Genomic DNA, 13,872 nt, shown 5'->3' on the forward strand with positions numbered 1-13,872 from the left:
ACCTCGTCTACACTCCGCATGGCCATGTTTTCTACGGATATTTCGGAAAGGCCCTTACTGGTTTTATCGTGACCTGCGAGAGGATAGCCGCGCGCATGACCGAAAGGATAGTTGGTTTAACCCCCGCCGAATGCGAGGAATGGCTTCGGGCGGGAGTTGGAAGGAGAGAGCAGTACACCGTGATACCCAGCGGCGTGGATTTCGATCACATGGAAAAAGAGGCTGAGCGGGGAAAGTACTGGCGAGAAGAGATGCGCATACCCCGGGAGAAGGTCCTGGTCGGAGCCATAGGGCGTTTTATCAAGATAAAAGGATTCGAATTTTTCATTGATGCCGCCTGCAGGCAGATCCGGAAAAGGGATGATATTTATTTCGTTCTCGCCGGGGACGGGCCCCTGAGAAAAGAATTCGAGGAGAAGATCAAAGATATGGATATCGAGGAAAGGTTCCGTATTGTCGGGTGGCAGGAACACACCGCGGCGATGATAGAGTCACTGGACCTATTTGTTCTCTCCTCGCTTAACGAAGGAATGGGCAGGGTGCTCATTGAAGCGATGTATTTCAAAAAACCCGTCATAGCCACGCGCGTGGGCGGGGTGCCTTCTGTTCTCGCCGGAGGGGCGGGAAGGCTTGTTGAACCTGCTTCTTCTTCTGCTATTTCCGGGGCTATCGACGAGGTGCTGGAGGACAGGCATAACGCGCTTGAAATGGGCTTTCGCGGGCACGATAAAGCGGTCGCGGAATATTCCTCAGGGAAAATGATAGAAAAACTCGATTCGCTTTACCGGGAGCTTCTTAGCAAAGGATAGATCCTAAATATGCTTAAATATACTCTCAGGGTTATCTTGATAACGGGATTCTTGCTGCACTCAGGCGCTTTGAGCGCTTTTTCGGTCGAGGACTCTGTATATGTAAAAGGGCTTTTGCATCTCAACTCAAGCGTTTCTTCCGGAGAGTACGCTCCTGAAAAACTTGTGAAAATGGCCCATGAAAAGGGGATCGCGGCCGTTTTTCTTACCGAAAACCTCATGCCGCGGTGGGAATACGGGATATATCCCTTCAGGCGGGTTATCAAAAAGACAGTTGAGCGGGACGGCTTGATCAAGTATGGTCCGAGCGAATACGCCCGCAGGATCGGCGAGATCAATGAAAGCTTCCCCGATCTCACCGTAAATATGTCGGCAGAAGTAGCACCCTTTTATTATTGGACCGGAAGCCCGCTGGGGCGAGGGGGGCTCACTCTGCACGACTGGGACATTCAGTTCCTGGTTACGGGTCTTGAGCCGTCCGATTACTCGCAGATCCCAACCATTTCGAACGGGGGGTTCTCCGGTTACGGAGTTGTAAGCGTTCTTAAGCTGTGGCCTTTTCTTTTGATACTGCTGGGTGCGATCTGCCTCAGGAAAAAGCACCCCAGGTATTACCTTGCCGACAGTCTGTGCTGGTTTTTTATCGTAACAGGCGCGGTGTTCGCTCTTGCTAATTATCCTTACAAGTATTACAGATATGATCAGTATCACGGAAGTGCCGGTTCTGGCCCTTATCAGCAGGTTATCGATTACGTGAACTCAAAAGGAGGGATGACCTTCTGGTCAAGCCCGGAGGCTTTTACCCACAGGGACCTCGGGCCGGTCTGGTTCAAAAGTCCCGAAGCCACCGGTTACATGCTGGAGGTGTCCGGTTATACTGGGTTCTGCTGTTTTTATGAGGGCTATAGGCAGGTAGGCTCTCCGGGGGGCGTGTGGGATACCGTGCTCGGTGAGTACTGCGCGGGCAAAAGACGACGACCAGTATGGGCCGTGGGAGAGATGTCCTATCACAGCAAGGAGGCTTCAGGCGGCAAGCAGATAGACGAAGTGCAGACGGTTTTCATCGTCGGGGAGAATACCCGGGAAAACATAATGCGGGCCATGAAAGAGGGCAGTATGTACGCTGTAAGGCGTTCCAGCGGGCACGAATTGCAAATCAGATCTTTTACGGTAAAATATAGTAATGGAGAAACGGCCGGCATGGGAGAAGAGCTCCTTGCCTCCGGCCCTGTCGAGGTGGATTTTTTCGTGGGATGGGAAGGCGTCCCGCAAGGAGAAGTCACCGCTGATCTGGTAAGGTCAGGCAAGGTGATAAAACAGTTCAAATTCGCACAGCCGGGCAGGATCAGCTTCAGCGATGACTACTACGAACCCGGGAGTAAAATATATTACCGCCTTGATGTGAGGGGAAAATACCCGAGCATGCTCTTCAGCAACCCGGTTTTTGTCAGATTCGAAAAAAGCGAGGCCGATTAATGATAGTTGCCATACATCAGCCGCAGTACCTGCCCTGGCTGGGCTACTTCGACAAGATGGACCAGAGCGACGTTTTCGTCCTTCTGGACGACGTACAGTACAAAAAGAACGAGTGGCAGAACAGGAACAAGATACGCAACGCGGATACCTGGCAGTGGCTTACCGTACCTGTTCTCTACCAATTCGGCCAGCCGATCAACCAAGTTGAAATAGATAATACCACGAATTGGAGTGACAAGCACATAAAGAGCATAGAGATCAACTATTCCAAGGCGCCTCACTTCGAAGAACACGCCGCTTTCTTTGAGGAGACCTTCAAGAGAGAGTGGCCTCTTCTTGAACAGATCAATTCTCATTTCATACAGTATCTCAAGCGCGCGCTGGGGATAAAGGCCCGGATCGTAAAAAGTTCTACTATGGACCTTGAGACCTCGGGCACCCAAAGGCTTGTTGATATTTGCAGTAGGCTGGATGCTGATGTATATTTATCAGGAGCGGGCGGCAGGGACTACCTTGAAGAAGATCTGTTCTCGGGCAGCGGTATCGAACTTAAGTTCCAGTCCTACCGGCATCCTGAATACGAACAGGTATACGAGGGATTCGAACCCTACATGTCCGTAATAGACCTTTTGTTCACAAGCGGGAGCAAAAGCATAGATATAATAAGGGAAGGGAGAGAAAAATGAACATACTCGCGATAGGCGCTCATCCGGATGATATAGAATACGGCTGCGGCGGCACGCTACTTAAAATGGCGGCCCAGAAAAAGACCAAGATATATTATTTCGTGGCGACCCACGGTGATTTCGGGGGTGACACCGAGGTCCGCATAAAGGAACAGGAGAAATCCGCCCGCCTTCTGGGCGTAAAGAACATATACTGGGGCGGGTTCACCGATACCCGCCTTGTGGTAGGCAGGGAACTGATAGGCAAGATAGAACAAGTGATAAGCGAGTGCGATCCGCAGGTGATACTGGTGAATTATCCAGATGATACGCATCAGGACCACCGGTATCTCGCCGAGAGCACAGTGGTGGCCTCCAGGTACCGCAGGAAGGTGCTTTTCTACGAGGATTATACCTCGAGGAACTATGAGCCCCATCTTTTTGTGGACATAGCCGATGTCCTGGATGAAAAGATCAAGCTTCTCAAGTGCCATAAGTCACAGGTGGAAAGGGACTATCCCACGAGCCTTGACATGGTGGAAAGCACCCGTGCTGTTGCCAATTTCAGGGGTTTTCAGGCCAAGGTAAAGTACGCCGAAGGTTTCTGCGCTTTGCGTTACCTTCTGGACTCCATATGAGGTGAATTCATGGAAAAAATACCGCATTCCAGACCGACCCTTTATGAAGAGGAAGCCCTGGCCGCGGCTGAGGTGGTAAGGTCCGGGAATATCGCCCAGGGTGAGCGCGTAAAAAAATTCGAGGAAGAGCTGGCCCGCTACATAGGGGTCAAAGGCGCGGTGCTCACCAATTCGGGTTCTTCGGCGCTTCACCTGGGGCTTGTGGCCATGGGCATAGGCGAGGGGGACGAGGTCCTCATGCCCTCGTATGTTTGCAGCGCTCTACTTAACGCGGTATATCTGACCGGTGCCAGGCCCAGGTTGTGTGATATCGAACCGGATACGTTCAATATTTCCGTTAGCAGCATAGAGGATAACAGGACAGAAAACACTGCCTGTGTGATAGTGCCGCACATGTTCGGAAGTCCCGCGGACTTGGAGAGGATAAAGGACCTGGGTATACCCGTGGTCGAGGACTGCGCCCAGTCGCTGGGTGCCAGGTACGGAGACCTCAGGACCGGAAGTATCGGCACCTTAGGGATGCTTTCCTTCTATGCGTGCAAAATGATCACCTCCGGGGAAGGGGGCGCTCTGGTCTCCGATGATGAGGAGGTCCTCCGAATAGCCAGGGACAGGCGAGATTACGACGAGAAGGAGCACTACAAGCTCCGATATAATTATAAAATGACCGATATCCAGGCAGCTGTCGGGCTCGTTCAGCTGGAGAGAGCGGATGAATTCGTGCGAGTCCGCAAAGAGATCGCCTCAGGCTATCATGCCGCTTTTTCGGGGCTTGACCTTGAGCTTCCCGAAGGTGAGTTCGACCACGTCTATTACAGGTACGTACTGGCGACCGACCGGGACCTCGGAGAGGTCATTTCCCGGATCGGAGAAAGTGGTGTCACTGCTGCGCGTCCGGTCTTTAAACCCCTCCACAGATATCTTGAGATAAGATCCGGCTTCAAGAACACCGACCGCGCGTATTCTACCCTCTTTTCGGTGCCTATCTATCCCTCACTAACGCAGGAAGAACGTAAAAAAGTGGTAAGTGCCGTAGAAAGTGTTTTCGGTTAATACTGCGAAAGGTTACCCCTGCGTTTTGTTTCCGTGACGGCTTTGGAGAATGATAAAGCCGCCAGGGGAAAAAGTACTGCCAGAGATATTCCCAGTGCCGTTATCTGCCCACTTACCGCGGAGGTATCAGCTCCCGGTATCATTATGCTCCTAAGCGCATCCAGCGAATATGTAAGAGGAAGCATCCTGGAAAAAACCTGCATCCAATCCGGCAGGACGGAGACGGGGTAAAGCACCCCGCCGGCCAGGAGGAAAACATTCTCGATCAGCCAGTTGACAGGGTTCCCGCGCTTGAAGACCAGTATGAATGAAGATGCGATAATACCGATGGATAAAAAATTGGCCATGCTTAATAGAAGTACGGTCGTGAAAAGGTAGATATTAGAAACATATATCTTTCCGCCGAGCAGGAGGGCTCCCACGAGGAAAAAGAAGAAGATGTTCGCAAGCCCGCGGCTCAGGCTGAAGGAGGTGATCCCCGCCAGGAAAGTCGGAAGACGCACCGGGGTCAGAAAAATTGCTTCCAGCGTCCCGGTGAGCTGTTCTTGCCTGAGTCTGGATGAAAATGAATTCAGCAGAACAGCGAAGAACGAATAAAAAGCCATGCCGATAAGCGCAAAGGAGAAATAATTCCCGTTATATGCCGAAAGGGCCTTGATGCTGCTTCCTTCGACCATTCTGGAGAGAAAGAAAAAGACCAGGCAGAATAGGATTACGCTCAGTGCCCTTAAAAGTATCGAGAACTTATAGCTCAGTTCGAGTTTAAGGTCCTTTTTCAGGAACACGAAGATCTTCTTTAGTTCGCAGAAGAGGGCCTTCATGCGATCACCCTGCCTTTATCCATTCGCAAGTGGCGGGAGGAGGGCATCCCTCCGGGGTTTTGTTCATGTGTGGTGTATATCACTGTAACACCATCTTCTCTGGATAATTCCAGGACCAGGGAGGATAACCGTTCACTTGAAGACCGGTCAAGGCTTCTTAAGGGTTCGTCAAGAAGAAGCAGCCTGGGCCTGTGAAGAAGCGCCCTCATTATGGAGAACCTCTGCCTTATCCCGGTCGAATAACCGGAGAAGGGCTCGTCGACGAGGTCTTCTATCTGGAGGCGGTCGGCCAGAGACCGTATCCTTTCGTCGGTCGTAGGCTTGTCCAATCCGTGGAGCCCCCCGAAGAACCTCATGTTCTCCCTTCCGGATAAGCGCCAGTAAAAACTGCGTTCTTGGTCCGTCAGCAGCCCTATATTCCTTATAACATCATTATGGTTCTTCCGGATGTCCTTTTCAAGGACCCTGACGGTGCCCCGAGTGGGGAGAATGATACCCGATATGCACTTAAGCAGGGTCGTCTTGCCGGAGCCGTTAGGCCCGGATATCCTTACAACTTCACCCGGGGAATCGATGTCAAGATCGATGTTATCAAGAGCGGTCACGGGATCTTTCGCGCGGAAGGGGAAAATGCCGCTGGTGTATTCCTTTGAGAGGCCTTTTATCTCCAGAACGCTTCTCATCTTATCCTCCGCAAAGTGCGCATCATCTTGATCGGCAGGTACCGGATGAGATCGGCGGTAAATGACGCCTTTTTCCTGGCTGAGTCCATCGCGATAAGCCATAGGAATTCACGAAGGGGGAACAGGCCTCTTGCCCAGGGGGCGAGCAGGGCTCTGAAAAGGCGAGACTCGAAGCGGTAGAGAAAGTAGCCGCTACCGTCGAATACCGCATCAAGTCCCCGGATGTCCTCTTTTCTTTGATCTTTCAGGTGGTCGATTATCATGCAGCATAATTTGTGTGTGCCGCACTCTCTTGAAATGCTTTCAAGAAGCGCTTTATCGACGCGGGGAGCATAGTGTTCAATCACCAATACAAGGTCGCGGAACCATTTATCCTTCGAGAACCTTTCCTTTAGCATATGGAATGCGAGGTAGACTATTCTGTCTTCAGCAGAAAGCGTGAAAGCCGTGTTCCCGCTGAAGTCCACCTCCCGGGCGCGCCGCCATATGGAGTCGATATCGGGGCTGTATACCTTGGACTGGGAGGGGCTCTGCGGATTGACTAGTCCCGTATGCAGGTCCACATATATTTCAAGGGGTTCGGTCTTCCCATAGACCCTGGCGTTCGCCATGTTCCCTTGAATGAAAACAAAGCCGTTCTTTCTGAGGATCTTTTCCGCTTCGGCGGAGTGTTCTTTTCTGACGAGAAGGTCGATATCACCCATGACCCTGTCACTGGTATCGGCGTAAACATCATTAACAAGAGCGATGCCCTTTAACAGCATTACAGGGATGCCGGGCTCACCGAACCTTCGGAGCAAAGAGGCGGTATGTTCGCTGAGGAGGGTATTGTAATTGACGATACTTTCAGAGTTCTGAAAAGTTGTTTTTCCGGTCGCTTCATTAGTCATATAAAATCATTATATTACATAAACAGATATATTTTAACCTATTATTTTCCCGGGCGGCATCGTATAAGTTGAATTAACCATAGTATCTGATATAATAATCATTATAACAGCCGAGGAAGAGGACCATATGCAGGAGTTTTTCCGTAAACTTTTTTATTACCGGGACCTGGGGCTTTTGTCCCGCATCCTTGCCGATGTGGTCCTGGTGGGATTCACCCCGCCCGGGAAAAGGCTCGCTCTGGCCGGTGTCGAATTAGCCCGCCGGGGGAAATACCCGGCTGAGAAATTCAAGAGGTATCTTACGTTCGTTTATTTCCTGATGGGGCGTTTGTGGATAAGGCCCCGGTGCCTGACCAGTTCGGTTGCGGTCTGCCGCCTCTTCAGGAAGAACGGCATAAGGGCCAACATAGTTTTCGGCTGTTCTTTTGACAGGGATAAGTTAACCGGTCACTGCTGGGTCGAAACGGATCAAAGAGCGCATCCGGAAAAGTTCCGGGCGGTCTTCAGTTATCCCGAGGCGTTTAGTGATATTGACAGGAGGAGTTATGACATATAAAAGAGCTCACAGAGTTCCCTGGAGGCTGGTTGAGGATAAGGCCGTCCTTGTCTCTGTAAAGAATTCCCAGGTAATGGTGCTCAACCAGGTCGGTACGGAGATATGGAATTATCTTGAGCAAGGGAAAAGCTCCGATGAGATAGTTGACCATATCCTTTCGGTGTTCGATGTCGACAGAGAGACCGCAGAGAAGGACGTGCGGGAGTTCCTGGCCGATATGCAGCAAAGAGAGACGCTTGATGTCCTATAGTATGTACGCCGAGATAGCAGGCGTTCCGGTAAAGCTGGAATACAGCCTTCCGGAGAGCCGGCCGATCATCCGGAAACTGCTCAAGGATTTCCTCGTTCCCGATGAGCCGGAGGGGGAGAAGTTCCTCCTTAAGATGATGCCATCACGCGGGCTGGTCAGGTTCGCTCTCAATAACGACGAAAAAGACCGAGAAGCCAATATCATAAGCATGAACGTGGGGTCGGGACATATAGACAAGAACGCCCGTTTCGCGGTCGTTCCTGATGCTTCGGACCAGAGCCCGGAAGCGTCGGAATTCATTCTGGACAATTTTCTGCGCATATGTTTCCAGTATGTCATAATACACTGGGGGGGTATAATACTTCATTCTTCGGCCGTAGTGAAAGATGCAAGAGCGATGGTCTTCATAGCTCCTAATTCCGGAGGGAAAAGCACCATAGCCTCGAATACAGGTTGCCACGTTCTCTCCGATGACTGTGTCGCGGTACGAAAGCGGGATGACGGCACATGGATGGCCTGCGCGACTCCCTGGGGCAAGCTCTCCGGGAGGGGCTCGTATCCGATCGAAGCTATGTTCTTTATCGATAAGTCCGACCGGTTCTATTGCCGGAAGATGGACGCTGTTCAGGCGGTTAAGGGTCTTTTCTCCAATGCCAGCCTTTCGTTCCCGGAGATGGCGGGGTTCGAATCGGATCTATTTGATGATATTCTCGGCCTGGTGACCGGGATGGGCTCTCGCCTTGCGGTTTACCGGATGGGGTTTCGAAAAGACGACAATGTCATAGAACTTCTTAAAGAGGACAGGGCACTATGCGGATAGGCGGTCTTTACGACAGGCTGATAGAGAAGAATATACCCCTTTTTGCGTGTTTTGAGATCAACACCGACTGCAATAACCGCTGCGTCCATTGTTATAACACAGAAAGACATGTGCTGCCTCTTGATGCGCTCAAGCGGTGTATGGACGAGGCGGCGGATATGGGAACGCTCTTTTTAAGTATCACCGGGGGAGAACCTCTTCTCAGGGAGGATATCTGGCAGATCCTTTCTTATTCGGCTAGAAAGAACTTCGCCACTCTTCTATATACGAACGCCACCCTTATCGGCAGGGAGGAAGCTTTGCGCCTTAAAGAGGCGGGGGTTTATCATGTGGATACCACGCTACTTGGTGCCGATCCACAGACACATGACGGCCTGAGCGGCGTTAAGGGCTCTTTCGATAAGACGCTCAAAGCTCTGGAACTGCTCAAGGAGCAGGGGATAAGTATTGCCGTCAAGACGCCGGTCATGAACCGGAACGCTGATACGATAGACGATATACAGTCTCTCGTTGAATCAATGGGCGTTCTTCATATCGCTTCTCCTCTTATTTTCGCGAGGGACGACGGGGATCCCGCGCCACTTGAGTACAGGGCAAGTGATGAACAGCTCAGAAGTTTCTTCTCATCCCGGGCGCTTAAGAGCCTTTTTGATAACGGGGCCTGTTACAGCTGCCATTTCGGAAGGTGCACGTTCGCACTCAGGGCTGACGGAGAGGTGACGCCCTGCATATCCGTTCCGCTGTCCCTGGGGAACGTGAATGAGAGGTCCCTTAAAGAGATATGGTCGGATAACCCTCTTCTGGATCATCTTCGGGATGCCGCGAGCAGGCCGCTTCCGGAGTGTTGCGGCTGCGAGATGGCCGGATGGTGTTTCAGGTGCGAAGGAATTTCTTTTACCGAAGAGGGCAGATTGTTCGCCCGTTCAGGTGAGCTTTGCCGCATGGCAAGAATACGCAAGGAGGTAAGCCATGACAGAACCGAAGAACATGGAGAAGAAAAAGTACGACAAGCCGCAGGTTGAACATACCGAGAAGATAGACCGGGTGTTTCTTGCCTGCAGGAGCGCTATAGGGGGCTGCACCGAGACCCTGCAACAGGCAGGCACATGTCCTCCGTAAGACGGCCTGAATGAATTTTGGATTAATGGAGAGCTGAAAGCATGGATCTACTTCTTATACAATCCCCTTTCTGTGCGCAGGGCATACTTCCTCACACTGATTCGTTCACCGTGGGTGAGGGATTGTTGTCTATCTGTTCCTACCTTGATACGAAGGGCTATTCCACGGATATATTCTGTATTGACGAGCTGTACAAGGATATTCCCGACAAACTGTTCACCAGAAGAAAATTCTTTTTCTCTGACAAGGACGTCGCCGATAGGCTCCGCCGGGCGAATCCCCGCGTGATAGGTATAGGGGCGTTGACCCCCCAGTATCCGGCAGCTCTCAAAATCGCCCAGATCTCCAGAAGAACCTGTCCGGAGGCAGTTATCGTGATGGGGGGGCCTCATGTGACCTATACGGACACCCAGGTCTTTCGCGACAGCGCTGAGGTGGATATCGTCGTAAGGGGAGAAGGCGAATGGACCATGGAAGAGGTTCTGGAGCGCGTACTGTCTTCAGAAAGCCTTGAAGGTGTTAAGGGCATAACCTACAGGAAAGGGGATGAAGTCATACGTAATCCTGAAAGGCCCCTGGGGGACCTCGGGGGCTTGCCGCCGGTTGATTATTCCAAACCCAACCCGGAATTCATGAAAAGGAGCCGGTATTTCATAACCACTACCCGCGGCTGTCTTTTGAACTGTTCCTATTGCGTGGAAAGCAAATATTGGGGGCACCAGGTGAGGCCCAGGTCGATAGAGGCGGTAACAGCCGAAATAAAATACCTTGTCGAGAATTACGATAACGATATTTACTTCCTTGGAAGCGTGTTCAATTACCCGGAAGGATCTTTCAGGCAGTTATGCGCCAGATTAAAACAGTTCGATTTCGGGCAGAGGGACACCGCGGCACTGGTCGGGGCGGCCAATCTTCCGGAGGAACATATACACCTGATGAAGGAAGCGGGTGTCAAGAGGATGCTGATCGCCGTTGAGAGCGCCTCAGAGAAAGTGCTCAGGCGCATGAGAAAACCCATAACCCTGCAAAAAGTTATCGAAAAATGCAAAGTGGCCGTAAATTGCGGCATGACAGTGGCGACATTCTGGATAATGGGCCATCCCGGGGAGACCGAACAGACCGCACGGGAAAGCCTTGACGCGATGGTATATTTATTTGAAAGAGGTCTCAACGACCGGCAGGAAGTCGCGCTGTTTACACCTTACCCCGGCCTGCCGATAGTGCAGAATGCCGAGAAAGAAGGTTTCAGGATAATAGACCGCGATCTTTCCAGATACAGCCGTTTCGATGAACCGGTGATAGAGCTGGATACCATCTCTCACGAGAAATTATGCCAATTGTACAAGGAGGCCAAGGAGATAGCCCAGTTCTGGCATTCTTCTCAAAGGGAACTTTTCGGTCACGATCTTGAAAGCATTTTTAAGCGTATCAAGTAAATTGCGATATATCTTTAATATATGAATAGATCCGGGAAAAGGCTAATAAACTGGTGTCTGGTCGTTGCATATATGCTCGGGGTATATGCTACCCTGACCGTAGCTCCCAGTCTGTGGGATGCGGTCGACGGCTATCTGAACGGTCGCGGATTGTTCGTAGTGTATCTTGCCGGTGGTTTTTTGCTTGCAGCGGTATTTCTATATATGAGTGTTTTTCGCCGGGAAAAGAGGATTGTGAACTATATCATCCTTCTCGGTTGCGCGTGTATCTACTTTATTTTAAACAAGTTAGCAATATATCCGGCGGAAAAGATACACCTTTTGGAATACAGTCTCTTGAGCGTTCTTGTATTCAACGCCCTTAAGGTCGACTTTTCCGGATATGGCCTTGAACTTTATGTATATGGTCTTCTCTTTTGCCTTGGAGCAGGAGTGATCGATGAGGTAATACAGCTATTTCTGCCAACCAGGGTGTTCGACTGGCGCGATGTGGTCTTCAATATCGCCAGCAGCATAACTGCTTTTGTGATAATAAGATTCAATATACTCGGCCAGCCCCAAAAAGCTTTACAAGCATAATTGGTAGTGATAAAATATATCCGCTTTTTTCATGGCTTTGCAAATCAACGGGGAGAGTGATCTATTCATGAGCAAGGTAATACTGGCGATCGACGATGATGAGAACTTTCTGAGCACGATAAAGGATATACTTGAATCAGAGGGGTACCAGGTAAAGACACTTACCGATCCCACCAGGACAGAATATTTCATTGAGAAATACGATCCGGACCTTTTGATAATCGACGTATTCATGCCGGAAAGGTCGGGATTCAATCTTATAGAGGACTTCAGGGACAAGGGATTATACCAGCAGCTTCCCAAGATCTTCCTGACATGCCTTGATGATGATGTCGAAAAGATGACCGCAAGGGCTTGCGGGGTGAACTACTACATGACAAAACCCTTCCAGCCGGAGGAACTTATAGAAAAGATAAACCGGACGTTGAGTGTCCGCCAGTAACAGGTACAGCATGCAGCAGAAGAAGAGAGTGGTAATAGCGGACGACAACAGGGAGATGTGCGAACTTGTCGCGGATATACTGGAGGACAAGGGTTACCAGGTCGATTCGGTCTATAACGGTTACGAGCTTCTGGCCTATCTTGAGACCAACAATCCTTCTATAATCATCCTCGACCTCATGATGCCCGATAAGGACGGCCTTTCGATACTCAACACGCTTAAGCAGGTTTCGCCGTATTCGCGCATCATCATTTACACGGGCTACCAGGAATACGAAAAGAGCGTCTACGCCCGTACGGCGGACAGGTTCCTTGTTAAGGGCGGGAGCATAGAGGAGCTGATAAACGCGGTCAGTGATTTTTCCTGAGGCGCTGCTTGAATCAGGTCCCTCCGACATAGAGAGAATAGTTTCTCTCTATTTTTATATCCGCAAACAGGGTAAATTAAAACCATGCTACAATTCGAACTAGAGCACGTTGACAAGACTAGCCGTGCCCGTTGCGGCAAGCTGGTTACCAATCACGGCCAGATGGCTACGCCTGTTTTCATGCCGGTCGGCACACAGGCCACGGTGAAAACCCTTACTTCCAGAGAGGTCGCATCCTGCGGTATCGACATGATAATATCCAATGCCTACCACCTTTACATGCGGCCGGGCAGGGATATCATTGAAAAAGCCGGAGGGCTCCACCGGTTCATGGGGTGGGAAGGATCGATAACCACAGATAGCGGAGGGTTCCAGGTATTCAGCCTCGCCGAGCTCAGGAAGATAACAGACGGGGGAGTGGAGTTCCGGTCCCATATTGACGGTTCCCGGCATTTTTTCACGCCCGAGAACGTTATTGACCTTCAGATGGCCCTGGGCAGCGACATCATGATGCCCCTTGATGAGTGCGTGCATTATCCGGCCACCCGGGATTATGTGGAGGATTCGGTCGATCTTACCTTGAAATGGGCCGAGAGGTCCAGGAAGCGCTTTTTCGAGAAAGAGTGTGACACCTCGCTTTTCGGCATAGTCCAGGGGAGCACTTACACCGATCTCAGGAAAAGATGCGCTGAAGAACTGGTGGGGATGGACCTTGACGGATATGCTCTGGGGGGTATAGCTGTGGGGGAACCTGTGGAACTGATAAACGAGATCACCGAGTATACCGCGCAACAGCTCCCTGAAGATAAGGTCAGGTACCTCATGGGCGTGGGCACACCTCCGGATGTACTGGAAGCCATTTCCTGCGGGGTGGACATGTTCGATTGCGTCGTGCCCACACGCAACGGAAGGAACGGCCAGGCGCTTACCTTCTCCGGAGAGCTGCAGCTGCGAAACGCGCCTTTTAAGGAGGACTTTGCTCCGATAGACCCAGAATGCCAGTGTCCGGCATGCAAAAATTACACAAGGGGTTATATACGACACCTTTTCAACGCCGGGGAGATACTTGCTCTGCGGCTAATATCCCTGCATAATATTTATTTTTACGCAAGATTGATAGAACTTGCCAGAGAGGCGATACGGGAGGACAGGTTTTCCGAGTTCAAAAAAGATTTCCTCAGAAATTACCAATCTTGAAAAGGAAGTTGTTTTTTGCATGATAATTCGTATAATTAGTAATATTATTGAACAATTGCATAACAGAAGGA

Annotated in this window: 18 protein-coding genes; 15 read left to right on the forward strand and 3 right to left on the reverse strand. The window is 50.8% G+C overall.

What is annotated here, in order from left to right; all coding sequences use genetic code 11:
* From GF409_07220 to GF409_07240, 5 genes are all read left to right on the forward strand, one after another.
* Positions 1–809 (forward strand): glycosyltransferase (locus GF409_07220; protein ID MBD3426998.1); only part of this gene is annotated, 809 nt, incomplete at its 5' end.
* 9 nt (positions 810–818) lie between these two features.
* Positions 819–2,285 carry a hypothetical protein gene (locus tag GF409_07225; GenBank protein ID MBD3426999.1) on the forward strand — a complete coding sequence of 489 codons (1,467 nt, stop codon included), beginning with the start codon at positions 819–821 and terminating at the stop codon, positions 2,283–2,285.
* A complete protein-coding gene (locus tag GF409_07230; GenBank protein ID MBD3427000.1) occupies positions 2,285–2,971 on the forward strand; it encodes a hypothetical protein in 687 nt (228 codons plus the stop codon). Before GF409_07225 ends, GF409_07230 begins: the two co-directional genes overlap by 1 nt.
* A complete protein-coding gene (locus tag GF409_07235; GenBank protein ID MBD3427001.1) occupies positions 2,968–3,588 on the forward strand; it encodes a PIG-L family deacetylase in 621 nt (206 codons plus the stop codon). Before GF409_07230 ends, GF409_07235 begins: the two co-directional genes overlap by 4 nt.
* Before the next feature lie 9 nt (positions 3,589–3,597).
* The gene (locus tag GF409_07240; GenBank protein MBD3427002.1) at positions 3,598–4,641 is read left to right on the forward strand and encodes an aminotransferase DegT; all 1,044 of its coding nucleotides are present in this window, start codon (positions 3,598–3,600) and stop codon (positions 4,639–4,641) included.
* Here GF409_07240 and GF409_07245 read toward each other — a convergent pair.
* From GF409_07245 to GF409_07255, 3 genes are read right to left on the reverse strand one after another with little or no spacing between them, the layout of a single operon-like run.
* The gene (locus tag GF409_07245; protein MBD3427003.1) at positions 4,638–5,462 is read right to left on the reverse strand and encodes a hypothetical protein; all 825 of its coding nucleotides are present in this window, start codon (positions 5,460–5,462) and stop codon (positions 4,638–4,640) included. The genes GF409_07240 and GF409_07245 overlap by 4 nt on opposite strands.
* Positions 5,459–6,247 carry an ATP-binding cassette domain-containing protein gene (locus GF409_07250; protein ID MBD3427004.1) on the reverse strand — a complete coding sequence of 263 codons (789 nt, stop codon included), beginning with the start codon at positions 6,245–6,247 and terminating at the stop codon, positions 5,459–5,461. Before GF409_07250 ends, GF409_07245 begins: the two co-directional genes overlap by 4 nt.
* Positions 6,142–7,035 (reverse strand): hypothetical protein, encoded by an 894-nt coding sequence (locus tag GF409_07255; GenBank protein MBD3427005.1) that lies wholly within the window; start codon positions 7,033–7,035, stop codon positions 6,142–6,144. Before GF409_07255 ends, GF409_07250 begins: the two co-directional genes overlap by 106 nt.
* A 127-nt stretch (positions 7,036–7,162) precedes the next feature.
* On the opposite strand from GF409_07255, the gene GF409_07260 reads away from it, so the two are divergent.
* From GF409_07260 to tgt, 10 genes are all read left to right on the forward strand, one after another.
* A complete protein-coding gene (locus tag GF409_07260) occupies positions 7,163–7,591 on the forward strand; it encodes a lasso peptide biosynthesis B2 protein (GenBank protein ID MBD3427006.1) in 429 nt (142 codons plus the stop codon).
* Positions 7,581–7,841, forward strand: coding sequence for a PqqD family peptide modification chaperone (locus GF409_07265; GenBank protein MBD3427007.1), 261 nt, complete (start codon positions 7,581–7,583; stop codon positions 7,839–7,841). The genes GF409_07260 and GF409_07265 overlap by 11 nt, the downstream gene beginning before the upstream one ends.
* Positions 7,831–8,661, forward strand: a complete 831-nt coding sequence (locus GF409_07270) for a hypothetical protein (GenBank protein ID MBD3427008.1) — start codon at positions 7,831–7,833, stop codon at positions 8,659–8,661. Before GF409_07265 ends, GF409_07270 begins: the two co-directional genes overlap by 11 nt.
* Positions 8,652–9,683 (forward strand): radical SAM protein, encoded by a 1,032-nt coding sequence (locus GF409_07275; protein MBD3427009.1) that lies wholly within the window; start codon positions 8,652–8,654, stop codon positions 9,681–9,683. The genes GF409_07270 and GF409_07275 overlap by 10 nt, the downstream gene beginning before the upstream one ends.
* Positions 9,631–9,780: a hypothetical protein gene (locus tag GF409_07280; GenBank protein MBD3427010.1), complete on the forward strand. Its 150-nt coding sequence runs from the start codon at positions 9,631–9,633 to the stop codon at positions 9,778–9,780. Before GF409_07275 ends, GF409_07280 begins: the two co-directional genes overlap by 53 nt.
* Before the next feature lie 41 nt (positions 9,781–9,821).
* Positions 9,822–11,216, forward strand: coding sequence for a radical SAM protein (locus tag GF409_07285; GenBank protein ID MBD3427011.1), 1,395 nt, complete (start codon positions 9,822–9,824; stop codon positions 11,214–11,216).
* A 21-nt stretch (positions 11,217–11,237) separates the two neighbouring features.
* Entirely contained in the window at positions 11,238–11,795 is a 558-nt protein-coding gene (locus GF409_07290; GenBank protein MBD3427012.1) for a hypothetical protein, read from the forward strand.
* 31 nt (positions 11,796–11,826) lie between these two features.
* Positions 11,827–12,237 (forward strand): response regulator, encoded by a 411-nt coding sequence (locus tag GF409_07295; GenBank protein ID MBD3427013.1) that lies wholly within the window; start codon positions 11,827–11,829, stop codon positions 12,235–12,237.
* On the forward strand, positions 12,224–12,604 hold the full coding sequence (locus tag GF409_07300) for a response regulator (protein MBD3427014.1): 381 nt from the start codon (positions 12,224–12,226) through the stop codon (positions 12,602–12,604). The genes GF409_07295 and GF409_07300 overlap by 14 nt, the downstream gene beginning before the upstream one ends.
* An 84-nt stretch (positions 12,605–12,688) precedes the next feature.
* Positions 12,689–13,801: a tRNA guanosine(34) transglycosylase Tgt gene (gene tgt, locus GF409_07305; GenBank protein ID MBD3427015.1), complete on the forward strand. Its 1,113-nt coding sequence runs from the start codon at positions 12,689–12,691 to the stop codon at positions 13,799–13,801.
* The last annotated feature ends 71 nt before the right edge of the window (positions 13,802–13,872 follow it).

It is taken from the genome of Candidatus Omnitrophota bacterium (genome assembly GCA_014728045.1).
Lineage (GTDB): Bacteria > Omnitrophota > Gorgyraeia > Tantalellales > Tantalellaceae > WJMH01.